Origin of the sequence: Neobacillus novalis NBRC 102450, from assembly GCF_001591805.1 — a bacterium.
Taxonomy (GTDB): domain Bacteria; phylum Bacillota; class Bacilli; order Bacillales; family Cytobacillaceae; genus Neobacillus; species Neobacillus novalis.
In genome coordinates this window covers 112123-135198 of record NZ_BCVP01000022.1, presented here as the reverse complement: position 1 = coordinate 135198, position 23076 = coordinate 112123, and the positions used below count along the sequence as shown (strand labels likewise).

22 protein-coding genes are annotated in these 23076 nt (G+C 38.0%); 9 read left to right on the top strand and 13 right to left on the bottom strand.

Annotated features, from left to right (window positions below):
• Positions 1 to 49 precede the first annotated feature (49 nt).
• Entirely contained in the window at positions 50 to 538 is a 489-nt protein-coding gene (locus BANVL01_RS16910; protein WP_066087903.1) for a pyridoxamine 5'-phosphate oxidase family protein, read from the top strand.
• Between the two features lie 137 nt (positions 539 to 675).
• Here BANVL01_RS16910 and BANVL01_RS27370 read toward each other — a convergent pair whose 3' ends face one another.
• From BANVL01_RS27370 to BANVL01_RS16900, 3 genes are all read right to left on the bottom strand, one after another.
• Positions 676 to 843, bottom strand: coding sequence for a hypothetical protein (locus BANVL01_RS27370; RefSeq protein WP_156482343.1), 168 nt, complete (start codon positions 841 to 843; stop codon positions 676 to 678).
• 323 nt (positions 844 to 1166) lie between these two features.
• Positions 1167 to 2894 carry a glycine betaine ABC transporter substrate-binding protein gene (locus BANVL01_RS16905; protein WP_066087906.1) on the bottom strand — a complete coding sequence of 576 codons (1728 nt, stop codon included), beginning with the start codon at positions 2892 to 2894 and terminating at the stop codon, positions 1167 to 1169.
• A 1-nt stretch (position 2895) separates the two neighbouring features.
• Positions 2896 to 4101 (bottom strand): quaternary amine ABC transporter ATP-binding protein, encoded by a 1206-nt coding sequence (locus tag BANVL01_RS16900; RefSeq protein WP_066087910.1) that lies wholly within the window; start codon positions 4099 to 4101, stop codon positions 2896 to 2898.
• 241 nt (positions 4102 to 4342) lie between these two features.
• Here BANVL01_RS16900 and BANVL01_RS16895 point away from each other — a divergent pair, with 241 nt between their 5' ends.
• Together BANVL01_RS16895 and BANVL01_RS16890 are read left to right on the top strand one after the other, a co-directional pair.
• The gene (locus BANVL01_RS16895) at positions 4343 to 5023 is read left to right on the top strand and encodes a Dph6-related ATP pyrophosphatase (protein WP_066087911.1); all 681 of its coding nucleotides are present in this window, start codon (positions 4343 to 4345) and stop codon (positions 5021 to 5023) included.
• Between the two features lie 167 nt (positions 5024 to 5190).
• A complete protein-coding gene (locus tag BANVL01_RS16890) occupies positions 5191 to 5886 on the top strand; it encodes a class I SAM-dependent methyltransferase (RefSeq protein WP_066147998.1) in 696 nt (231 codons plus the stop codon).
• Between the two features lie 118 nt (positions 5887 to 6004).
• Here the strand turns inward: BANVL01_RS16890 and BANVL01_RS16885 are convergent, their stop codons facing one another.
• Both BANVL01_RS16885 and ftsH read right to left on the bottom strand, forming a co-directional pair.
• A complete protein-coding gene (locus tag BANVL01_RS16885) occupies positions 6005 to 6730 on the bottom strand; it encodes a 3-ketoacyl-ACP reductase (protein ID WP_066087917.1) in 726 nt (241 codons plus the stop codon).
• A gap of 151 nt (positions 6731 to 6881) precedes the next feature.
• Positions 6882 to 8729: an ATP-dependent zinc metalloprotease FtsH gene (gene ftsH / locus BANVL01_RS16880; RefSeq protein WP_066087921.1), complete on the bottom strand. Its 1848-nt coding sequence runs from the start codon at positions 8727 to 8729 to the stop codon at positions 6882 to 6884.
• Positions 8730 to 8961: 232 nt separating this feature from the next.
• On the opposite strand from ftsH, the gene cls reads away from it, so the two are divergent.
• The 3 genes from cls to BANVL01_RS16865 all read left to right on the top strand — a co-directional run bounded on the left by cls (position 8962) and on the right by BANVL01_RS16865 (position 12258).
• A complete protein-coding gene (gene cls, locus BANVL01_RS16875; protein ID WP_066087924.1) occupies positions 8962 to 10413 on the top strand; it encodes a cardiolipin synthase in 1452 nt (483 codons plus the stop codon).
• A gap of 51 nt (positions 10414 to 10464) precedes the next feature.
• Positions 10465 to 10932 carry a GntR family transcriptional regulator gene (locus BANVL01_RS16870; RefSeq protein ID WP_066087927.1) on the top strand — a complete coding sequence of 156 codons (468 nt, stop codon included), beginning with the start codon at positions 10465 to 10467 and terminating at the stop codon, positions 10930 to 10932.
• A 294-nt stretch (positions 10933 to 11226) separates the two neighbouring features.
• A complete protein-coding gene (locus tag BANVL01_RS16865) occupies positions 11227 to 12258 on the top strand; it encodes an acyltransferase family protein (protein ID WP_066087930.1) in 1032 nt (343 codons plus the stop codon).
• Between the two features lie 146 nt (positions 12259 to 12404).
• Here BANVL01_RS16865 and BANVL01_RS16860 read toward each other — a convergent pair whose 3' ends face one another.
• The 7 genes from BANVL01_RS16860 to BANVL01_RS16830 form a co-directional block, all read right to left on the bottom strand.
• Entirely contained in the window at positions 12405 to 13127 is a 723-nt protein-coding gene (locus BANVL01_RS16860; RefSeq protein WP_235845621.1) for a hypothetical protein, read from the bottom strand.
• 140 nt (positions 13128 to 13267) lie between these two features.
• Positions 13268 to 13441 (bottom strand): ATP-binding cassette domain-containing protein, encoded by a 174-nt coding sequence (locus BANVL01_RS16855; protein ID WP_235845619.1) that lies wholly within the window; start codon positions 13439 to 13441, stop codon positions 13268 to 13270.
• Between the two features lie 58 nt (positions 13442 to 13499).
• Complete coding sequence (locus BANVL01_RS16850) at positions 13500 to 13850, bottom strand: DUF2178 domain-containing protein (RefSeq protein ID WP_066087940.1); 351 nt, start codon at positions 13848 to 13850, stop codon at positions 13500 to 13502.
• A complete protein-coding gene (locus BANVL01_RS16845; protein WP_066087943.1) occupies positions 13840 to 14079 on the bottom strand; it encodes a helix-turn-helix transcriptional regulator in 240 nt (79 codons plus the stop codon). The genes BANVL01_RS16850 and BANVL01_RS16845 overlap by 11 nt, the downstream gene beginning before the upstream one ends.
• Positions 14080 to 14428: 349 nt before the next feature.
• Complete coding sequence (locus BANVL01_RS16840; protein ID WP_066087946.1) at positions 14429 to 15703, bottom strand: L-cysteine desulfidase family protein; 1275 nt, start codon at positions 15701 to 15703, stop codon at positions 14429 to 14431.
• A gap of 372 nt (positions 15704 to 16075) precedes the next feature.
• Positions 16076 to 16990 carry a DUF2628 domain-containing protein gene (locus BANVL01_RS16835; RefSeq protein ID WP_218010674.1) on the bottom strand — a complete coding sequence of 305 codons (915 nt, stop codon included), beginning with the start codon at positions 16988 to 16990 and terminating at the stop codon, positions 16076 to 16078.
• Positions 16991 to 17379: 389 nt separating this feature from the next.
• The gene (locus BANVL01_RS16830) at positions 17380 to 21141 is read right to left on the bottom strand and encodes a PDDEXK-like endonuclease domain-containing protein (RefSeq protein WP_066087952.1); all 3762 of its coding nucleotides are present in this window, start codon (positions 21139 to 21141) and stop codon (positions 17380 to 17382) included.
• Between the two features lie 201 nt (positions 21142 to 21342).
• Here BANVL01_RS16830 and BANVL01_RS16825 point away from each other — a divergent pair, with 201 nt between their 5' ends.
• The 3 genes from BANVL01_RS16825 to BANVL01_RS16815 are packed head-to-tail and all read left to right on the top strand — an operon-like array spanning position 21343 to position 22421.
• Positions 21343 to 21894: a gluzincin family metallopeptidase gene (locus tag BANVL01_RS16825; RefSeq protein WP_169803196.1), complete on the top strand. Its 552-nt coding sequence runs from the start codon at positions 21343 to 21345 to the stop codon at positions 21892 to 21894.
• Complete coding sequence (locus BANVL01_RS16820; protein ID WP_066087958.1) at positions 21878 to 22117, top strand: hypothetical protein; 240 nt, start codon at positions 21878 to 21880, stop codon at positions 22115 to 22117. Before BANVL01_RS16825 ends, BANVL01_RS16820 begins: the two co-directional genes overlap by 17 nt.
• Before the next feature lie 7 nt (positions 22118 to 22124).
• Positions 22125 to 22421 (top strand): hypothetical protein, encoded by a 297-nt coding sequence (locus tag BANVL01_RS16815; protein ID WP_066087963.1) that lies wholly within the window; start codon positions 22125 to 22127, stop codon positions 22419 to 22421.
• A 263-nt stretch (positions 22422 to 22684) separates the two neighbouring features.
• Here the strand turns inward: BANVL01_RS16815 and BANVL01_RS16810 are convergent, their stop codons facing one another.
• Positions 22685 to 23044: a hypothetical protein gene (locus BANVL01_RS16810; RefSeq protein WP_066087966.1), complete on the bottom strand. Its 360-nt coding sequence runs from the start codon at positions 23042 to 23044 to the stop codon at positions 22685 to 22687.
• Positions 23045 to 23076 lie beyond the last annotated feature (32 nt).

Genomic DNA, 23076 nt, shown 5'->3' with positions numbered 1-23076 from the left:
TTGGTGTAAAGGGTAGATTACCTTTATAAACATTAATGAGGTGATGGAAATGTCTAACATGATGAAAAAAGAAGAAATGGAAACATTAAGAGAGTTAATTAAAGACGTAGACACGGCCATGCTGACTACGGTAACTGAAGAAGGGCTTGTTTCTCGACCTATGAAAACACAAGAAGTAGAGTTTGATGGTGACTTATGGTTTTTCACTAAAAAAGAGACTAATAAATATGAAGAAATTTTACATGATCAAGATGTTAATGTGGCTTATGCAGGTAAATCCTATGTTTCCGTCCGTGGAAGAGCAGAAATTGTTGATGATTTAGACAAGAAAAAGGAATTGTGGAGCAAAGTATATGAGAAAATTATGCAAACTTCTTATGATGATCCTACCGTTATCTTGATAAAGGTAAAAGCGGAAGCAGCCGAATATTGGGAAACCGGTAATTTTACGAAGAAAATCGCCTTTCTCTATAAACGCATGACAGGGCAAAGTTCTAAATCGACAGATGTTAATGAAACGGTTGAATTGAATAAATAACAGCAAAAATGGGTTGTCTGGTTATAGGACAATCCTTTTTCCTATGGTAAGTTATGTTGATCCATTTGTAGCTATATTAATCTCCCGGGGCGGTGCCAGGCACCCAGAACTACGACCATTTGAGTCAGTTTCCTTTGTTAATACCTTGTTAATTTTTTCATGACTTCCGTTTTTCTTTGCTTGTCTTTTATTCTCGTCAAATCAAGGGCCACTTCATGGCCTTTATGTTTCGACCGTAAAATTTCTCTAATCGCATTTTTCACACTTTCTTCATCATCGGTTACAACGATTACATTTCGCAGCATTGTTCCCCTTCCCTTCGATCATTAATTTCTTCCGTTTTATCCTTGCTTATTACAAGAATAAAATGATTTTCAATATTCAAAGTTGATACCACCTCTTATTTAAATATTCTATTATTTTTAGGATGTTATATTAAAAATAAACCTATTACCAAATAATACCATAATTATCTTTTACCATGGTGTACCCTTTTTCTAAATAAGGTTATTGTGGATTACAAAAAGGAGTGCCGAGTATTTTCCAAAGGGAAAATGCTCGACACTCCTTTTAACTTTGACAGGGAACGACAAACCTTGAGTTGTGCAATGAAATTAATCCCAGTAATTCACTTCAAATCTTCAATGGAATCAATATCCATATACTTTGGTACAACAAATCCATTCTTGGTTCCATGGAGGTTGGTTCCTAAATCAACAAAATCGTTTTTATATTGCTTATAAAATTCGTTATGGGTACTTGGCAGCCAGCCGGCCACCATACCGTCCACACTTCCGTTGGCCACACCGGCAAACATAGGACCGACCTCCACTTGGCTTAATTTCACATCATAGCCATTCTGCTCCAGAACCTTAGCGATGACATTTGTACTCGCGATTTCGGTATCCCAAGCGACATAGACAAGATTGATTTTTTCCCCATTGCCCGCCACAGCACCCTTGGTCCAATGCGCCACTTTGTCCCCGTTAGCCTTAATCCACTTATCAGCTGCTTCAGCTGGGTCCATCCTATCTTTAATATCCATCATTACTTTTTCAATATCAGCTGGTTTCCAGGTAAATTGGTCAAGGATGGTAAATGCACCTGGCGCATCCTGTTCCAGGCCTTTTCTTACAATCGTATGAATATCTTCAACCTCACCAAAGGACTTCTTTGGGTCTTTCAGAAATTTAAGATCGTAAGTCGAGAACATCCAATGCGGTGCCCAACCGGTAATAATGATGGGTTTTTTATGGTCATAAGCCTTCTTCAATTCAGCTGTCATGGCCGCAGATGAACCTTCAGCCAGTTGCCAATCATCCAGCTGATAATCTTTGATAGCTTTATTCGCTTGTGTCATAATTCCCGCACCAGGTTCAATCCCGATTAATTTATAATCCGTTTGGGCACCAATGCTGTTGCCATCCTTATTTTTAGCCGTTTCTTTTGTAATTCCTGTCACAATCGCTGTCACGATGACCAGGACAGCTAAAATGGAAAAGACAATTTTTTTCTTAAGCAAATTCTCATAAGCTGGATTCCGTAAGTTTTGCGAAATCCGGTCGAGTATAACGGCGATAAACACAATGGATAATCCCGCTTCGAAACCTCTTCCTACGTCAATTTGACTGACTGCCCGGTAAACATCTGCCCCAAGCCCCGGTGCACCGACTAATGATGCTGTCACCACCATCGAAAGGGCCAGCATAATACTTTGGTTGACACCGGCCATAATCGTTGGTGTGGCGATTGGTAATTGAACCTTTAACAATTTTTGGGCGTTGCTTGAACCAAAGGCATCAGCTGCTTCAATTAAATCCTTCGGAACTTCCTTAATGCCCAGATTCGTCATTCGGATTGTTGGCGCAATCGCAAAAATAAACGAGGCAATAATTCCCGGTACCACTCCGATTCCAAAAAATAATATAGAAGGAATTAAATAGACAAATGCCGGCATGGTCTGCATAAAGTCCAAAATCGGCGTTACGATTCGATGCACCGTTTTTCGTTGCGCACACCAGATTCCAACTGGGATTCCGATAATGATGGTAAGTAATCCTGATAATAAAACAATCGCAATGGTTTGAATACTGGAATCCCAATAGCCGAGATTATCAATCAAGAGCAAACTGATGAGCGTAAAAATTCCCAATGGCCATCTGTTGGTATAGATGACTAATAGCGTTAAGACGATGATTAAGATGATGGGCGGACCCGCACTTAATACATTCACTATGATATCTAATAAGGACTCGATGGCAGTGGTTACCAAGGAAAAAAATCCTACAAATGCAACGGTGACCCACCTGACCAGAGCGTCTACCCAATCTCCTAAAGGGATTTTCGGTATATTCATCTCATTCACTCTCCAAATCGTTCAAGGAATCTTTATTTCCTGCCAAAGCACCGATAACGGCGCCGCGAATGACAATTCCTTGTAAGCGGTTTTCTTCATCGATAACGGAGATGGGCAGAATCGATGTGGCCATTACATCCATTAGATCTGTCAGTAATGTATCACCAGAGACAGTTGGAATATCGGTTGTCATGACATCCCCAATGGTTTGATTCTGTTCAATGGCCTGCCGTGCCTGCTCAGCGGTAATGGCGCCCAGAAGTTTCCTATTGCGATCAACGACAAAAATGCTGGAGTATCCCTGCTTCCGCATAATTTCCAACGCTACCCGCGGCCCTCGGTCGAAAGCGATTTTTTCTGCTCGTTTCATCACATGGGAGGCGGTTAATATTTTGGATAAATTAACGTCTTCTACAAACTTCTCGACAAATTCATTGGCGGGACTCATCAAAATTTGTTCAGGCGTTCCCAGCTGAATGATACTGCCATCTTTCATCAACGCAATCCGGTCGCCGATGCGCAGTGCTTCATCTAAATCATGGGTGATAAAGATAATCGTTTTCTTGTATTTTTCTTGGATTTCCAGCAATTCATCCTGCATATCTTTCCGAATTAGCGGATCAAGTGCACTGAAGGCCTCATCCATCAAGATGACAGTAGTGTTACTTGCAAGAGCCCTGGCCAGTCCCACCCGTTGCTGCATGCCGCCGCTCAATTGTTTAGGCAGCTGGTTTTCGTAGCCTTTCAAACCGACGACCTCGAGCGCACTTATCGCTGTTTTGCGGCGCTGTTCAGCCGGGACTTTTTGAATTTCCAGCCCATATTCCGTATTTTCCACAATCGTTTTATGAGGAAACAAAGCAAAGTTTTGAAACACCATACTAATCTTTTTCTGTCTGACTTCCCTCAGTCTTGCCTCACTCATCTTCACGATATCTTCATTCTCTATCCGTATTTCTCCGATTGTTGGTTCAATCAGCCTGTTAAACATGCGGATTAAGGTGGATTTCCCACTTCCGGATAAACCCATGATGACAAAAATTTCACCGGGATAAATTTCGAAGGAAACATTTTTTACCCCAACTGTCTGTCCTGTTGCTTTTAAAATTTCCTTTTTGGTCTTACCCTGTTTCAATAGATCAATCGCTGCTTTCGAATTATTACCAAATATCTTAGAGACACTTCTGACCTCGATGTAGGGATTCATGCTGTCACCTCATTCTTTTAATGACCGTATCATATACATTTTTTCCAGATGTTGTTGTTTTATGTTACTTTAGAAGATTAAGTTATGTATCCTGTTATTGTGGCATCAAAATTACCATTTAAACAAAAGGAGTAGTCAAACTGATTACTCCTTTTGTTCATGATTCATTGTTGCCATCAATGATATGATAAAATAAACATATTCCAATCAGTAAAAATATGTTTTATAAGGATGATCAATCATGAAAAAACGAATTGCTTTATCCTGGAGTGGCGGAAAAGATTGTTGCATCGCATTAGACACTCTTATTCAACAAGGATATGATGTCGTATGCCTGGTTACCACAGTACCAAAAGAAATCGGTCGAACATATGGTCATGGAGAACGTACGGAAATGATTACAATACAAGGAGAATCACTATCCATCCCCGTTCATTTTATAGAATGTACATACGAAAATTACACAGATCAATTTATCAAAACAGTACACTCCTTGAGAAATCACCTTAAAATTACAGGAATTGCTTTTGGAGATCTCTATTTGGATGGACACGGGGAGTGGGGAGAAAAAGTTGCCGCCACTGCGGGAGTCGATGCCTTGTACCCTCTTTGGATGAAAAAGGAAGTTGCTTTACAAGCACTGAAACACTTTGTCCATTCCGGCTATGAAGCAGTAGTTGTTCGTGTGCGAGAAGATGTATTAGATGAAACGTGGCTTGGGAGATTAATCGATGATTCATTTTTGCAAGATGTACAAAAGAAACCTATTTGTCCAATGGGTGAATCAGGCGAATATCATACCTTTGTATATGATGGACCTTTATTTTCAAAAAGGATTGATTTGAAACATGGAGAATTGATTCAGCATGAAACGACAAAGAAACTAGAATTTAAGAGTTATTGCCTCATAGATAAGGTTTGAGGAAATCATTTGAAGCAATCACAGGCACCATCCAGTAAATGTACAAAACTCGGGTAGGGACACGGATATAAGAGAAAAATTCCTGGCACTTATTTGAACGTTTGTAAGTTTTCTTTAACTATAAGATAATAATAGACAGAAAGTTAATGTACGAAGGGGGAAAAATAGTGAAGGACGATTTAGAATTTGATATGGAAATGGCTAGAGAATACGATAAAGGGATTCGACGTGCTTTACCCACATATGATGCGTTATTCCGTATGGTGCAGTCCTTTCTTCGGGCCCATGTTAAAGACTCAGCAAACGTATTAATCGTGGGTGCGGGAGGAGGAAATGAATTTGTGAAATTTGGAACAGCAAATCCCACATGGACCTTTGCAGGTGTCGACCCCTCTGAAGCTATGCTAGAAGTTGCATTGCAAAAAGCAAAGAATGAGGGTGTCCATGAACGAGTGTCCATTCATACCGGCAAAATTGAACAAATGCAATTTAATGAGAAATTCGATGGTGCAACATGCTTACTTGTTCTCCATTTTATTGAGACGATGGAAGAAAAACGCAGTTTATTAAGAACAGTGAAAGAACAATTACAACCAGGTTCACCTTTTGTCCTTGTCACGATGTATGGTGATCAATCAAAACCAGAATTCGATGAACGGATGAATTTATGGAAATCAATATGGCTCGATTTAACGAATTTAACTAATGAAGATGTAGAGGAAATGGAAAGATCAGTTCGGGGACTATCATTTATATCGGCCATCGAAATCGAAGAACTTCTAGAGCAAACTGGATTTGAGCATATTGCACAATTTTTTTCAACAACACTTTTCGGTGGTTGGATTGCACACACTTCAAAATAAAAAAGGTGTAAAGCTCCCTTCCAATTTTATGTACCTAACTGGCGCATAGTTATTAATGACTTCTTGATCCCAGAAGACAAAAAAATTCGAAGTCAGCATGGACCGACTTCGAATTTGATTAGAATGGGTTGGTTGCTAAAAGGCTTGCAGTTTTGATATAAACTCGTGGATGTAATTTTAATTGGGAAACGATAAATTCAGCAATATCTTCAGGTTGCATATATTTTTCATCATCGTTTTCTGCGATTAAATTGGTTTTGACAGCCAGGTCTGTAGCTACCGTACTAGGAGTTAAGGCCGTCACCCGGATATTGTTTCTACGGACTTCTTGTGCTAATGATTCAGTTAGACCAATTACTCCAAATTTAGATGCGCTATATGCACTAGATGTAGCAGCTCCGTTCAACCCATTGGTCGATGAAATATTAATAATATCACCGCCATTTTTTTCGATTAACTGTGGAAGTACAGCACGTGTTACATAATATGTACCCATTATATTGACATCAATGATTTTCTTCCATTCCTCTGGGTCCATTTCTAAAAGAGTCGCAAATTTTCCAATTCCGGCATTATTTATTAGAATATCCGCCGTGCCCAACTGGTTTGTCAGTTTTTCAATGGCTTGATCTACCTTCTCTAAGGATGAAACATCAACTGCAGCATATGCTACTTTAACTCCCAAACCTTCAGCTTCACTTGCCACTTCCTTTAAAGCAGCTTCTGTTCTTGCAAGCAAGCCAACATTTATCCCTTCATTTGCTAATGCAATCGCAATCGCCTTGCCAATTCCTCTTCCAGCACCAGTTACAAACGCAACTTTTCCTTTTAATGATTGTGCCACTACAAACAACTCCTTCGAAAAACTATCATTCCCTACTTTTCCATTATATATTGAAGAAAGCAACCATTCTAAAATTATGCCTGCAAGGTTTTGTAAAGGAGTGGGTTACGAAAAAAATGTATCATTTTGGGTTGTGACTAGGCACTCACTTCTACTTATCAAGGTTCACGCTTGACTCCAGTTTCCCGGTTAATATCGCCATAAATTCCTCACCGCTGATGGTTTCTTTTTCTAACAAGTACTTGGTTAGTTCGTGTAACTTATCTTTGTTTTCCTCCAATATCTGAATCGCCCTCCGGTGGCAAGATTTGATAATCTTGAGAATCTCCGCATCTACTCTAGCGGCTGTTTCTGCCGACACCATCAGCGATGTATCTCCGCCTAGATACGGATTGTTCACCGTTTCCAGCGCCATCATATCAAATTCTTCACTCATCCCAAACCGTGTGACCATCGCTCTGGCAATCTTTGTCGCTTGTTCAATATCATTAGAGGCACCTGAAGTGACTGTTTTAAAAATAACCTCTTCGGCGGCACGTCCTCCCATGTAGGTGGTGATTTTATCTAATGCCTGTTCTTTCGTCATGAGAATCGTTTCATGTTCATCGACCTGCATCGTATAACCTAAAGCCCCAGATGTCCTTGGGATAATCGTAATTTTATGAACCGGCGCCGAGTGACTTTGTTTCGCTGCTACCAGTGCATGTCCAATTTCATGATACGAGATTGTTAATTTATCCTTCATGGAAATAACCGCATTTTTTCGTTGATAACCGGCAATGACGACCTCAACGGACTCTTCCAAATCATTTTGCATTACTTTGTTACGGCCCATCCTTACCGCCCTAAGTGCCGCTTCGTTAATAATATTCGCCAAATCAGCCCCTGATGCTCCTGAAGTGGCTCGCGCAATCATATTAAAATTCACATCATCTGCTAGCTTTACTTTTTCTGCATGAACGCGCAAGATGGATTCACGTCCTGCTAAGTCAGGTAATTCAACCGGAACTCGCCGGTCGAAACGGCCAGGTCTTAATAGTGCTTTATCAAGTGTTTCAGGCCGGTTCGTCGCTGCCAGAATAACGACACCTTTATCGGCATCAAATCCATCCATTTCTGTTAAAAGCTGATTTAACGTTTGTTCCCGCTCATCATTTCCGCCAGGCATACCCGAATTACGGCTTTTACCAATAGCATCAATCTCATCAATAAAAACAATACAAGGTGCCTTTTCTTGCGCTTGTTTAAATAGATCCCTTACCCTTGCGGCACCCATCCCGACAAACATCTCAACAAATTCAGAACCTGACATGGAAAAGAACGGAACCTTTGATTCCCCCGCAACTGCCTTTGCGAGAAGAGTTTTCCCTGTTCCTGGAGGGCCGACTAACAAGGCACCTTTTGGGATAGTTGCGCCGATTTCTTTATATTTTTTCGGGTTATGAAGGAAGTCGACAATTTCCTGCAGTGCTTCTTTTGCTTCATCTTGACCGGCAACATCTTTAAAGGTAATCCCTGTTTGGGTTTCCACATAAACCTTGGCATTACTTTTGCCCAACGACATCATACCGCCGCCGCCCATCATCTTATTTTGCATCTTCTTCATCAACCATTGGCCAATTGCAATAAAGATTAGCAACGGAAGTATCCACGATAGAATAAAGTTTAACAGCGGCGATGTTTCTTTCGGTATTACCTTTGCAAATTTAACATTCGCCTCATGCAAACGATCTACTAATTTCGGATCATCGATGGTACCGGTCTTATAAAGCTTCGCTTCCCTTGTATCAGTTGGCTTGAACATGATGGTATTATTTTCAATGTCAACCTGTTTTACTTTCCCTTTTTCCACCATGTTTAAAAATGTTCCATAATCCACTTCTTTGACGGAGTGATTAAAGATGGCGGGAAAAATAAACGAATTTAACAGTAAAATAATAACCAAAATTACTCCATAATAGAATATCAGTGGTTTTTTCGGCGGTTTCATTTGTTTCATATGGATTCCTCCTTGTTACGAGTCATTAAAACTTCAACTTTTTCATACAAGCCCATGTATCAAAAGACTCATCTCCATTATATCATTCCCCGTTGCTTCCTCTTTAGAAAAGGTCTTAAGTGAATTTTTCAACAACACGACAACCTGGTGACCGTCATATTTCTTTTAAAGTCCATCCAATTCAGGTAAGATTTGCTAGAGGACTCGTAACAATAAGAGGAGATTTTTTCGTATGGATGTGACAAATGTAACGACACTGCTTGTAACCATTGTTCTCATCGGGAATATTGTGCTTGCAGGTGTGGTTGTGTTTATAGAACGAAGAGACATTGGTTCTACTTGGGCCTGGCTGATGGTCCTATTCTTTATTCCAATCGTGGGATTTTTGGTTTATCTGTTCCTGGGAAGGCAATTAAAACAGAGGAATTTTTATCGTCTATCATCTGAAGAAAGAAACTATCTTCAATCAACTGTAGAAGAACAAATTCATCAGCTGCAAAACAGGAGGTTTTTCGACCATAAGCTGCTAACAAAACATTCGGATTTGCTCATGATGAACTTGAATTCCTCCAATGCATTACTATCGATGTACAATGAAATTGAGATTTTCAGTGATGGTCATGAAAAATTTCATGCTTTGTTTGAAGATATAAAAAATGCGCAAGAAGAGATTCATTTGCAATATTATATCATTCAGCGCGATTCTCTTGGAAAAAGGCTGCGCGATGAACTGACAAAAAAAGCGAAAGAAGGTATAAAAGTACGGGTTCTCTATGACGAAATTGGTTCTAAAAGGATTTCTCCTGATTTTTTTAAAGAACTCATTCGTTATGGCGGTGAAGTGGAAGCCTTTTTCCCATCTTTTCTAAAATTAATCAATTTCCGCATTAATAACCGCAATCACCGAAAAGTTTGTATCATCGACCGAAAGATTGCCTATATCGGCGGCTTTAATATCGGAAATGAGTACTTGGGCTTGGATAAAAAATTCGGCTACTGGCGCGACACCCATCTAAGAATTAAAGGTGAATCGGTGAATCAATTACAAGGAAGGTTTCTTTTAGACTGGAATTATGCTGCCAAGAATAAATTGAACCTTGAGCCCTATGCTGTACCAATGGAAAAACCAGAAGGGAATAGTCCTGTTCAAATCATTGCAAGCGGACCAAACTCTGAAACGGAACATATCAAAAATATGTATATTAAACTGATCATGACGGCTAAAAGAACCGTATACATCCAATCCCCTTATTTTGTTCCTGATGCCAGTTTTATGGATGCTTGCAAAATTGCCTTACTTTCAGGTGTTGATGTACGAATTATGATACCTAGTAAAGGGGATTTTCCCATAGTTTATTGGGCAACCTTGGCATACACTGGTGAACTGGTCGATTACGGCGCAAAAATTTATTTGTATGAGAAGGGATTCATCCATGCAAAAACGATTGTAGTGGATCAGGAAGTGGCTTCTGTTGGAACTGCCAACATCGACACACGCAGCTTTCATTTAAATTTTGAGGTCAATGCCGTAATATACGATGAAAAAGTCGCTAAACAGCTTAGTGAATTGTTCCAGCAGGATTGTCATGATAGCTCTCAACTGACTATGGGAAAATATAAAGAGCGCTCCATGTTTATCAAGTTTAAAGAGGCCATCTCACGTCTATTATCGCCTATATTGTAAAAAACTCGGCACCCCAATTGAGTGCCGAGTTTTTTAAAAAAAGATGGTTTAGTGGATGTAAAAAGCAGGTCAGGCACCTATGTTAGTCAGCCAAATGTAAAAGATATCGAGGAAATATATGAGGTTAGAAAAGCTCTGGAAGGGCGAGCAATAAAATTATCAATGACAAATATGCCACGCCAAATTTTAGAAAAGATTTATCAAAATGTCTTAGAAGTTGATCACGATATCGATACAGGAAACCTCAATACCTTCTTTCAGTCCGATCGAAATCTACACAAAACCTTAATAACCTATTCAAAAAATAGCCGCTTGATAAAAATGATGGAGTCACTTGAAACTCAAATCAACTGGATTGGTGTCATGATTGCTCATTCCCAGGAAAGACCTCGCCAGGCAAAAAACGAGCACAAAGAAATTTTAAATGTACTTTTACGATCAGATGTACTATTAGCACAAAATCTTATGGAGGGCCACATTAAAACTATTAAGCAAATGACATTGAAGGATTTTAGATAAATAGATTTAGGTTATTCTCCAGTAGTAATTGATTTATTATCCCTTAATTATCTAGAGGGCATAAAAAAATTAGTGCCGGTAACTCCTTTTTTGTTGGAGTAACCGGCACCGTGTTTTTATTATCCCTTCCATATTCCTAATTTAACATTTGATGCTTTACATTGAATTGTAAGAGGTAAAAGTTTAAAATAGAAAAAGTGTCCTTAATATTTTATTATGTTAGTGAAATAGACTATTTATCTAATTTATTTTAGACTTTTTAGAACAACAAAGAATATCCAGAGGTGTAATAATTTGATTAAAGAATGGAACTTATTACGAACAATAGCTTGTCTGTGTATTGTATTTCTTCATAGCACTACCCGGATAGGATATATTGTTGGAAATCCTCAAAATACTGTATATAATTTTGGAAGAGTTCTTTTATGTTATGCTACTCCAACATTTATCGTCCTATCTATAATAATATTGGCTAATCGCTATCCCAATAGTCTTCCTACTAACTTTTGGTTGAAGCGCATTAAATGGCTGGTTCTTCCATATCTATCCTTTGGCATCATTGATGCTCTCGTCGGTAAACATATCGATCCTAGTTCCGTATTAACCCAGAGAATCATTGTCAACATTTTTAGAGGTTCATTTGAAGGTTGGTTCATTTTGGTGATCCTTCAGTTTTATATAATCCATCACATAGTTACACGTTTCAAATTGTCAATGAAATGGCTGTTTCCTCTAAGTTTGGTGATTATGATTGTTTATTTGAAAAAAGGACTTATGTTCTTTGTAGGGTACGAGGATCTTTTTAAACTCCCTTTCCTAGCCTGGTTTGGCTACTTCACAATTGCATTTATAATTGGAAAGCATTATGGAGTTATTGCTGAAAAATTAGTAAAATACCGCTGGCTTACACTTTGCTTACCAGTTATCTCGGTAGGAATAATTTATTTATCATATAAAACTGGAAATACGATCATTCATTCTAGGCGATTGGATTTATATCCGTTGGTCCTTTCAGTTACCGCTGTTGTACTTGCTTGGGGACAAGTCATTCCAAATACAAAATTTATTGATCTAATTAGTAGATATTCTTTTGGCATCTATTTGTTACATTGGCAGCTTCAAAGACTTCTTGATTCTTATGTTGTAAATTTCTTTACTCATTTTCGTACGCAGGCGTTGGCTTTATTCATTTTATCCTTGTTGGGTTCAATATTGATCATTAGGGTGCTTACCTTCGTTCCATTTGGTTCATTTATAGTGGGTAATGTGAGAAAGAAAAAAACTACATCATTTAGAACGGAACATGGAAAAGCTACGGCCGCATAGGAAGTGCTTGCGCATTGCGATCGATTTAAAAAGGTGCCTGGCCCTCAATGCATTAAAGCATTACCGCACCGGGTGTCAGGCACCTTTTTCCCACCACAAGGATTGTCGTTAGTGGTAGAAGGATGATATTCTCTTTTGAAATCCGTCTAATGTTGACACGTCTGTGATTCTCGCATTTTGTTTTCAATTAGCTTTTGGAGTGCATCCGAACTATCCTTTTGCTCTATTGAGCCATGTCTCGTCTGTCTTGGTGTAATTTCCTCGTATGAAACCTGATTGGTATTGCCCCATTTCATCCAGGGGACTTTATCATATTGATGATGCTGGTAATATTTCCATGGAATTATGCTGCCAGGCGCATAATTATAGGTGCCCATGTTTACCGGATCGTTTACCATCTGACCCGTCTCAGCATGATAGACAACTTCAAAGCGACCATTCGAGGATATAAACTTTACATTATAAGCAGCGTCATATTCGCTTACTTCATACCGGTGATATCTAGCGCTGAATAGCTGCCATTTGCCGCATGCCACTAGTTCAATCATTTCTTCTAATTGTTCAGGCGCATCTCCATATCGATTCAGTTCATTACGAAAATAATGAATCTCTTCCGTGATATAAGGGAGTTGTTTAACATATTGATCAAATGTCTCAAAAAACAGATCAAATTGCTTATGCCCATTTAGAAGCTCTTGATTTTCCACCAAATCATGCATCATATGCGTTAGGATTGCGTGTGATGCAATTGCTTTGGATGTGTCTACTATATACCATTTTCTATGCTCAGAGCGAATTTGATCATACTGGTCTGAGAGTTCAGAAAAGTATCCCTCCGATAAAAAATCGGCCTTGATCGCTACAGGCACAATCGGATATACAAAGTCTTTCTCTAGTCGATGGTACCCGTATATCGACACTAAAAACAGGAAAAAAAGAATGATAAGAACCGTTTTTGGCGACCGACTTTTGATTACTATCCTAATTTTTTGCCCCTCCTCTTCTCTACCTAATGTTTGTCTGCAACTGATCCATCATAGGTCTGAATGATTTGCCTTATAATCTTCATCAGGGTACTTTTGCCAGCGCCGTTTCTTCCAATCAGACCAACGATTTCTCCTTGGTTGAATTCTAAAGAGAGATCTTTTAAAACTATTGAATTTCCATATCGCTTAGTTAGCATATTTACCAGCATTGTCTAATCCTACATTCATGGCTGAGCCTCGCTCCTCAACCTTTCCTTATAAAAAATCCTTTTTATATTGGACAGCCAGGTAAATTCCACCAGCTAAAAATGCCAGCGCATATTTGAACAAGAAAAAGATGGTCCACATATCGTCTTTGGGAAAAATCATGTCACATAGAAGAATTGCCCACAACACACAGTAAGCACTTTTCAAAGAGATATTATTTGTCCGTTCATCTGCTGGCCCCATCTTCTTATGAAATACATAGGCAAAAATCGCACTACCCATAAGCAGTAAAAAACCAACTCCAATGAGAATATTCCAATTTCCCGTAGATTGTTCAGCCCAGGACTTTAAAGGGTGAAAAATTGCGTTATGGATATCTGAGAAAAACTTAGTTATCATTTTGATCATTTCCTTTCACATAAGTAAAAATATCGTTTACATCAACATTAAAAAAATCGGCAATTCGAAAAGCCAACAGCAGAGTCGGAACATAATTTCCTTTTTCCATTACGAAGATGGTTTGTTTGGAAACCCCGACTTTCTCTGCTAAATCTTGCTGAGACATTCTGGCAAGTACACGATATTCATAAACCTTATTTGATATCGAATCACCAAAATCTTTCTTCATGACAACCACCTCTTGAATCAAATTATAAACTCAATTTTTACAAAAGTAAAGTAAACTTATACAAAAACACTAAATACCTTTATATTTGCTCAGATTACTTTTATTTAACAAGAGCCAGAATGCAGAAAGAACCTGACGAAATTCATGATTCCGTCAGGTTCACATATCGATCTGGTGTAATATATGGTTTTTGGTGGTGCATTTTATGATATTCAGTGGTGCAAAAAACGGTTAAAAGTTTGAAACCTATGTCAGAATATAATTTTATTGCTCTAAAACTTTCCGGAAGAGTATGCAAAAACACTGGATACTCTTCTTGTGTATGTCCCCTTGCACTCTAATTCAACTATTATTTTTCCATCATTAATTTTAAAATGAGTTCATCGGTTTGCTTTGTACCTTCATTTCCAAGTTTGCAGAAGCTTTCAATACTTTTTTCCACATCATCGTGGATAAAGCCGTCAGTCGATTTTATTTCTTGATGGTTTAGTGCCAACAGAGCTGATTGTACTGCGACATTTGAACAGGTCGAAACCTTCATAGCACAGCCTGCCTTAGCCCCGTCGCAGATCATTCCTGATACGTTGCCAATCGTATTTTGAACGGCTGCTTTAATTTGCTGCAGGCCTCCATCTAATAAATAAACAATCGCTCCACTCGCCCCCATTCCGGCGGCGGTAACGCCACATAATGCAGAAAGGCGGCCAAATCTAGATTTAATATGGATGGTGATAAGATGGCTCAGTGCAACGGCACGAATCATCTTTTCCTCTGATACTTTCAGTTTTTGTGCCGCGGCGACAACAGGAAGTGTAACGGCAATCCCTTGATTTCCACTCCCAGTATTCGCCATCACCGGAAGTGTGGAACCTGCCATCCTGGCATCTGAACCAGCGGCGGCAAGAGACATGGCCGCTGTAGCTATATCATCGGATAGAATTCCTTTTTTTACATTATCTTTAATCGTTCTCCCTACATTTAGACCATAATCCCCGGAAAGTCCTTCTAATCCAATGATTCGATTCAATTCGATGCTCTTTTTTACAAGGGTTAAGTCTTTAATGTCCGCCGTTAATACCCATTTATATAATTCATCAATCGTAAGAGCATCGAATTTCTCTTCATTCGATTGAATTCCGATATTCTCACATCCGCCAAGGTACACAGCTTTCCCATCTACTTCGATTAAGGTGATATTGCTATGATTATCAGAAATGACTACTTTAGAAGTCTGTATATCGGTTTCTACAATGACTTCAATATAAAGTCTTTTCGGTGTATCCGCTTGGCCGGCAGTTACTTTACCTCCTTCAATGAGTTTTAATGCCAACCGCTCATCTTCCTTTGTCAGTCCATCTAAAATTTCCAATTTCTTATTTGGGTCACCAGCTACCGCTCCAAGCGCGGCTGCGAATTCTAGACCTTTAGCCGACATCCCCGGAATCCCAACAGATTTTGCATTTTTAATAATATTTCCACTCGCTTTTAAACGGATTACCTGTATTTGTCCATTTGCATGGCTTTTTGCCGTTGCGGCAGCCAGTGCAATCGCTACTGGTTCTGTACAACCAAGGGCAACTACTAATTCTTTTTCTAAGATAGCTAATATTTTGTGCTTCCTCATTTTGCTCCCCCTGATTGAAGATAACTTTCCTAACATTTTATCATAATTGAACCCTAGGTTTTAGTAATTTTCTTTCCAAATATGGTGCCTGCCCCCCACTGGCCTAGCACGCACTGAAAAATAATAAAAAATGTAATTAAAGGGGTCTTCAATACATAAAAAAACTCCTATAGTAGAAGTTGTTGACCTTGTTTTGTTCCCTAAACAAACAAGTCTTCTACAAAGGAGTTTTTTATTGAGTAATAAAATCAAAATTTAATGACCTTTTTGAACAGTACTCATTTTTTATTCTCCTTTTTTATTCAATCAAAAAATTGAAGGAAAAATCGGTGGTGGTCATATTTCCCAATTCCTACTTCGAGTTTTAATCATTTAATTGTGAATTACATTTTCATTTGAATTAAATATAGTATCAATCATGGTTTCAATTTCCTCATTAGCTAATTTATTACCATTCACTGTTGATGAATGAATTTCAAAAGAATTGTCTGTAATAACAAAATCTATGATTACTTTTACCTCTTCCCCATCACTCATAACAATACCCGAAAAACGAACGACATCATATGGGCTACCAGAAGATACATATTCCCAGTGAGTATCATTAAAGAAATTATCAAAACCTTTACCAATGGTAGTGGTAGGATAATTGTAAAAAGAACCATCTTTTACAGTATGGATTTGGTCTACATTGGTGGGAATTAAAAAAGCGGATACAATTCCATAAAATAAAACAAATAATATCGTAAATAATACACCCAACCAACTGGTACCACCTTTACTTTTTAACCAGGTTTTCTTTTGTTCATTATCAAAAGGTTTTAGATTTACCTGATTAATATAACGATTTGCATGTTTTAAATAAATATAATTTCCAAATAAACCCAAAATAATAAATAAAGGAAACAATACAAGGTTTTGTATCGGATCAACGAAATAATTATCCTCTGAAAATTGATAATGGATTAGAAAAAAGAATAAATCCACCAGAAAGTAGATAACTCCAATTAAGAGGACAGGAATATACATTTTTCGGTAACCAAACCAAAATGGTCCCAGAAAGAATGTCGCCCAATTCCAACTAATCTTCGAATCTTTATTCTCTAGCTTATTCCACTTGTTAATATAAAAATCATAGTTTTTACGGACAAATGATTCTTCCAACTGTGCCTCCAAAGAGTCCTCACTTTCAACAGGTGCCATGTATTCGACAGAAGCTGCAGCCTCTGAACTCACTTTTTCATCAGTGGCTGCTTTTCCACAACTTGAACAGAAATAATCTTGCACGCCTAATTGATTTCCACAGTACCGACAATACATTCTTCTCGCCTACTTTCATAATTCATTTCATATCATTTGCTGAAAAAGAAACAAAATCACAGTACAATCTCATCTCCTTTTTGCATTCAGTCAATTGCAATTATTTCCTTGTTAAATTCAATTCTAATCTGCACTTTAATTCCCCAAATCCAAATAAAATTTCTACTAGATAAGTTCTACAAAAGCTTTTTTTTCCCTCCCATTGGAGACAAATTTACTAAAATATTGCTAATTTAAAAGCGGACACAAAGGAGGTGTTTATGAATAGATGAATAGGATTATCTTTAAATTTAATTGGGATAGATCAATTAAAAAAAGTATCAGTAACCCCCAATTAAGTTACTGATACTTGTAAATTAATTAACAATTTCCTCTCGAACATCATCTCTTTTTAACAATTCTTTCACTTTCTGATCAATTCTCTCAATCTCTGCCGATGAGTTCTTCCACCAGTTCCTGCTCCAGATTCGTTCGATTGTCCAGCCTCTGCTTTCTAAGAACCGCTGACGATAGACGTCTCTCTCCTTGGCATTGGCCGAGCTGTGATACATGGCTCCATCGCACTCGATTCCCACTATATATCGGGATGAATCATGCGGGTGAACAATGGCCATGTCGATTCGGTATCCAGACATACCAACCTGTGTTGTAACCTCATACCCAAGATTTCTCAGTTGATGATACACTTGTTCTTCAAACGGAGAATCAAAGTGCAATTCCTTTTCTTGCACATGTGTATTCACATTTTCATTTACCTCTTGGACAACAGCGTTTATCTGATCAACTTGCGAATTTGAAACAGCTCTTACGTACTTTAAATAGGATTTCAACAATTTAGGACCCATATGAGAGGTGCTAGCCACATTCAGTTCTTCCGGTTCAATACTAGAAACAACAGTAATTCCTTCTTTTGCCCGTGAAACCGCAACGTTCAGACGGTTTTCCCCTCCTTTTTTATTAAGATCCCCAAAGCGGTTATAAACCTTGCCCTCTTCGTTTTTCGCATAGGTAATCGAGAATAGGATAAAATCCCTTTCATCCCCTTGAACATTTTCAATATTTTTAACAAAAACACGTTCATCGAGATCCTTGGTTAACATTTGATTATAAACCGCGCTAAATTCCTCATCCTCACTTACTAATTTATCAATCTGATCCTGGATTTTCGTTTGCTGCTTTGAGTTAAAAGTGATAATCCCCACCGTTTTTCCCGGCTGATTGATTAAAATTTCCTTAAGAATATTGACGGCCTCAATTGCCTCAACTTCATTTGACTGATTAATCCATCTTCCATCAACTTTTTTCCACTTGATTGCGGGTGGATTTTTAAATGGAACAACATTTGGAGCTATTTGTACATGACCATTATAGAAGGCATGGTTGGAGTAATTGATTAACTCTTCATATTTAGAACGATAGTGCCACTGGAGAAGCTTTTCAGAAAATCTTCTCTTCGCTAAATTTAACAGACTGATGGAATCGTCTGTATCGTATTCTTCTTCCTCATCATCGTCGTTAACAAAAGAGGATTGAAACAAATTATAGGGCGGAAGCTGTTTTTCATCGCCCGCAATTATTACCTGTTTTGCCCGGTATACAGCAGGAATCCCACTTTCCACCGTACATTGTGACGCTTCATCAAAAATCACTAAATCAAATAATCCTTCTCGTAAAGGAAAAATAGATGAAACAATTTCGGGCGAAGCCAGCCATACTGGCATTATGTCTACGAGCCCATTTCCTGCAAATTCATTTACCAATCTTCGTAGCGGCCAAACCTGTCTCTTCTTTCCAACCTGATGCTTCAACTCTTTAATATTCCTTGAATGGTTGGTTTGAACGGAATCCACCTTTTTGGTAAGGTTATGAAGCAGAAACTGAGTCCCAACTTTTCTTCTTTCCTCGATCAGCCCTGCGAATGATTGTCTAATTCTCGAAAACTCATTGGTTGAAATCTTTTGCACCTGCGGATTTCTTTTTTCTGTTTGGTCAATCCATTGGACATAAGCGGAGTTTTTAAATAAATCTACCCAGTAATCAGACAGAGTTAATTCATTCTTCGCTGTTTTCTTTTGAAGAAGAAGAATCACTTTCTTCTCTATCTCGGAACAATGATTCCAATAAACATCCATTTGCTGCAGCTCTTCAAAATCACGATGGATGAATTCCAACATTTTATCTAATTCATTTAACGGAATATCACCTTCCGATATTCTTGTTTTCAGAATATTCACTTTTGAATCATTCAAATATTTTTTAAGCTTGTCTACTTCCTCAGACATTGTTTTTGTCACTTTACCCAGCTCATGCATAATCACTAGAGATTTCTTAATATTTAGCCATTCAGATGAACTTGTCCCTTTAAATTTCCCGCCCTCAAGTAATTCTTCGATAATGTTTTTTCCAGAAACCGAGGTCCACCACCAAAGTCTTAAACCCTGTAAAGTTCTTTTCGTCCCATCCTCTAAATCAGGATAAATTTTATCTAATTTACTTTCAATTAACCACGTGTACCCTGGAGTAATTTTTTCATGGTCTAATGACTCAATGTATTCAACCGATTGCTTCGCTTTAGCAATCACGTCATTAAGTAGCTCGATGGCTTCTAGCTTTTCTTTCATATTAAAATGGGCGAAGGTTTTACGCTCTTTTAATGGAAAATCTTCATCACCAAAGCGATCAAACCATTCCGCATAGGTGTACACTTTTTCAGATATATCCACTAAAACGTCTTTATTTAATGCCGGGAGCACCTCTTGTAGATCAATGATTTGAGTGGTTTCCCCTATCGGTTTTGCTAATCCGTATAAATCATATAATCTCAAGCCAAAGTCTTGGTAACTGTACAAAGCAGCAGCAATACTGTTCAATATTTCTTCTTGAGAAGATAATTTCTTTGAAGTAGAAGATAACTGATTCTTCGCATTCTCAAAAGACACCTGATTTTGTTCTAGAACGGCCCCAACTTTTGCATAGAGCTTTTTCCGGTCATTCTTTTCATCATGTACCAGTGCGACGTGATTACTTAACCCCAAGCCATCAAGGCGTTGGTAGACGACATCTAATGCAGCACGCTTTTGGCAAACCACAAGTATTTTCTTCTCTTGTTGAAGAGCGTCCGTAATAAGATTAACAATCACTTGGGATTTACCCGTTCCTGGTGGCCCATGAACAACGATTCCTTTTTTATAACGAGCCTCTTTTAAAATTTCTTCTTGTGATCCGTCTGCTTGTAATAGGTTTAAAATGTCTGGTTTATTAAGGTTATCCTCTTTAATGTTTTCGGGCAGGTCACCAACAGTATCAATTTCCACGTCTTGGGGCTCTATTAACTCGCCGGCTAAGGATAAATCACTTTCCTCCGATAGGAGAATAAGTTCCTCATAATCTTTAACTAACGAGGACCCACCCTGTGGGAAATTTCCTATGACCGCATTTTCTATCAATGTAAAGCCGGCAACTTCGGGAACTTCTTCTTTACTATATTCTTTCAGTTTGGAAATACCTTTTGGTGAAAATGATACATTCATTTCATATTTTTTTAAAAACAAAAGCCAATCATCATAGTTGTATTTGCTAGATACTTCTGCAGCCTGTTCAAAGAAATCCTCTGTAAAGCTTAGGTTGTTTAGCTTTTTAAATGCTAAAAACAAAGTCCGGTTAATCTGAGAACCTTCTTCATCTTTTTTGATTACCCATTTTTGTGCGTTAACATTGTTTTTTTCAAGCCTTACCGGGTATAAAAATAATGGAGCTTGAAAAAATGTTCCATCCGATAATGTTCCAGACAAAAACGGAAAACCGAGATAAAAATCATGAATTCCTGTTTCATCTTCAATTCCTTTAATATTTCTAAATAAATCAGTAAGTTTTCTAGAAAGTTTCATTGATACTTCATTATTAATAGTGGGCTTTAAAAGGGTGATTTCATTCTTGGATTGATTCATGATTTGTTCTACTACAGACACACTTGCCTTTTCTTTCGATAACTTTGATAAAGAATCTAGCTCTGTTAAATCAAAGCTCCATTTATTATAAAGCTTCAGCAATCTGATTGAGCGGTTTCGCCGACTGATATCATTGATCTTATCCCTCATATGTATTAACTTATCTTTCATTAACAGGACCTCTTTCCGCAGTACAAATATCCAATAATAACCATTATATAATTAATCTTTACTAGTTATTCTTATTTCAAAAATAAGATTATAAAGCACTCTTATCTTACTATTCTACTGGTTTTGACAGAATGTGCCAATAGGAAGAACCAGGATACTAAAGAACTGGTCGTTTATTGTTTTATATTTAAGCCTTTTTTAGTGATAATGTTGAAAAAAGTCGCATTATTCATTGATCTCCGTATTTACTATAATCCAACACTAAAATCAAATAAAAAAGCACAGCAGCCAGCTATTCAACTACCCAAATTTATCTCTGCCATAGGCACATTTGCACCACAGACTTCCACCAATCAAAACAAAGCAGCCTATGAATTGAATGTAGAATTAGATGATAGCAAGACCTTTCAGGTAAAATCAGCAATCACGGTGAACAACCTATCGAGTGACATATGGAACGAACTCGTATTTTATTTTATTCCAAATGCGTTTACGAAGGAAAATAAACCCGAACGGATGACTAGTGCCTCAACTGTATCAATCAAACGAGTAGCAATAAATGGGGAATCTACGCCGTTTGATCTCAAAAATGACATTTTGCTACTAAAACCAGTGAATGGGATGGAAGCTGGTGCTGAAGCAAAAGTGGAAATTGAATACTCCATGACCATTCCAGAAAATGGAGCCAGGCTATCCGAATCGAACGAAAAAATTATTTTTAGCCCAGTGGTATCCAATGTTAGCAGAATATAAGAATGGTTGGGAAAAGGAAGATTTTAGCTTAACCGGGGAATCGTATCATACAGATTATAGTGATTTCACGGTTCATTACAAGGTACCACAGGGGTATTCCGTTTTTAGTTCTGTGGAACAAGATGCTAAGGAAGGCACGAATAATGGAACGGTTTCCATGAAGCATATTAAAGAATTTTATATAGCCATCGTATTTTATGAATGTGGAAAAGACTCCAGTTGACACAATCATGGAACAAACAAGAAATGCTTTAGAACAAGCAATCGACAAACAAGCATTAGTCCCTGCAGGGTCACCTCTCTCTCAATACGGAAAAAACTATTACGCTAGTGTTTACTGCCTAATTCCAATAAAAGTCTGGGAGCTGTCAAACAGTGATGCTAAGCAGGCTGAAGCCTTCCTTCATTCCTTCTACCAGACGTATCAAGGAAAAGAAGTCGACACCAATGAGGCCATTCGCTTTATGGCTTCCTACTTCAAACAGAAGGATGCTGTGTTTTTTAAGGATTGGGTGGCGGCGGAATAACTAAGTTTAATTTCTTAAATACAAAAAATAGAACAGTTCCTTGTCTTAACGGGTTCCGTTACCTATTGCAAAACGTTAATTTACAACTGAAGATGTAAAGTAAAATGCATACCAAATTGCACCACAATCTGCGGTGCAATTTGGTATACAAAAGTAAAATAGCCAAGTCCAATATGAATTGACCGATTCTCTTTATTTATTTTGCTGCCTATTAAATCAAGCCCCTTATAGTTCAATAAAATGTTTCTACAGTGGGATACATATTAGCCCCAACCAAACCCTAACCTACCTTCTTTTATTTTGCTTTCATTCCATTCCAGAATTCCTTCTCCTTCGCATATCCCTTGTTCTTCAATTTCTATTTTATAAAACTCAATAATCCTATTTCGCTTTTCGTGGTCTTGCGGTAAATCTACAATCAGAGCTGTAGCATATGGTCCCCCTTCATCTTCTATTCTTTCTTGTTCATCAAGAATACCTATAACATTTACCTTTAGTGCACCAAGTTCATAGATTTTTTCAACAAATTTTATTGCATTAGCTGTTTCACCAAACCTATCAGTTGCTAACGCTGATGGATTGTTGTTACTTTTAAGCCATTCTAATGCTTCAAATGTTTTCATTAAAATCACTCCTAAATTTAATTGCTGCTTTA

Excerpts from the sequence above, each read along its gene's own strand:
- BANVL01_RS16840 (WP_066087946.1), bottom strand. The coding sequence starts at position 15,703 with ATGAGGAAGCACAAAATATTAGCTATCTTAGAAAAAGAATTAGTAGTT.
- BANVL01_RS16820 (WP_066087958.1), top strand. The coding sequence starts at position 21,878 with ATGTTAGCAGAATATAAGAATGGTTGGGAAAAGGAAGATTTTAGCTTA.
- BANVL01_RS27370 (WP_156482343.1), bottom strand. The coding sequence starts at position 843 with ATGCTGCGAAATGTAATCGTTGTAACCGATGATGAAGAAAGTGTGAAA.
- BANVL01_RS16815 (WP_066087963.1), top strand. The coding sequence starts at position 22,125 with ATGGAACAAACAAGAAATGCTTTAGAACAAGCAATCGACAAACAAGCA.
- BANVL01_RS16845 (WP_066087943.1), bottom strand. The coding sequence starts at position 14,079 with ATGAAGAAAGATTTTGGTGATTCGATATCAAATAAGGTTTATGAATAT.
- BANVL01_RS16905 (WP_066087906.1), bottom strand. The coding sequence starts at position 2,894 with ATGAATATACCGAAAATCCCTTTAGGAGATTGGGTAGACGCTCTGGTC.
- BANVL01_RS16900 (WP_066087910.1), bottom strand. The coding sequence starts at position 4,101 with ATGAATCCCTACATCGAGGTCAGAAGTGTCTCTAAGATATTTGGTAAT.
- BANVL01_RS16910 (WP_066087903.1), top strand. The coding sequence starts at position 50 with ATGTCTAACATGATGAAAAAAGAAGAAATGGAAACATTAAGAGAGTTA.
- BANVL01_RS16810 (WP_066087966.1), bottom strand. The coding sequence starts at position 23,044 with ATGAAAACATTTGAAGCATTAGAATGGCTTAAAAGTAACAACAATCCA.
- BANVL01_RS16850 (WP_066087940.1), bottom strand. The coding sequence starts at position 13,850 with ATGATAACTAAGTTTTTCTCAGATATCCATAACGCAATTTTTCACCCT.
- ftsH (WP_066087921.1), bottom strand. The coding sequence starts at position 8,729 with ATGAAACAAATGAAACCGCCGAAAAAACCACTGATATTCTATTATGGA.
- cls (WP_066087924.1), top strand. The coding sequence starts at position 8,962 with ATGGATGTGACAAATGTAACGACACTGCTTGTAACCATTGTTCTCATC.
- BANVL01_RS16830 (WP_066087952.1), bottom strand. The coding sequence starts at position 21,141 with ATGAAAGATAAGTTAATACATATGAGGGATAAGATCAATGATATCAGT.
- BANVL01_RS16895 (WP_066087911.1), top strand. The coding sequence starts at position 4,343 with ATGAAAAAACGAATTGCTTTATCCTGGAGTGGCGGAAAAGATTGTTGC.
- BANVL01_RS16855 (WP_235845619.1), bottom strand. The coding sequence starts at position 13,441 with ATGCTAACTAAGCGATATGGAAATTCAATAGTTTTAAAAGATCTCTCT.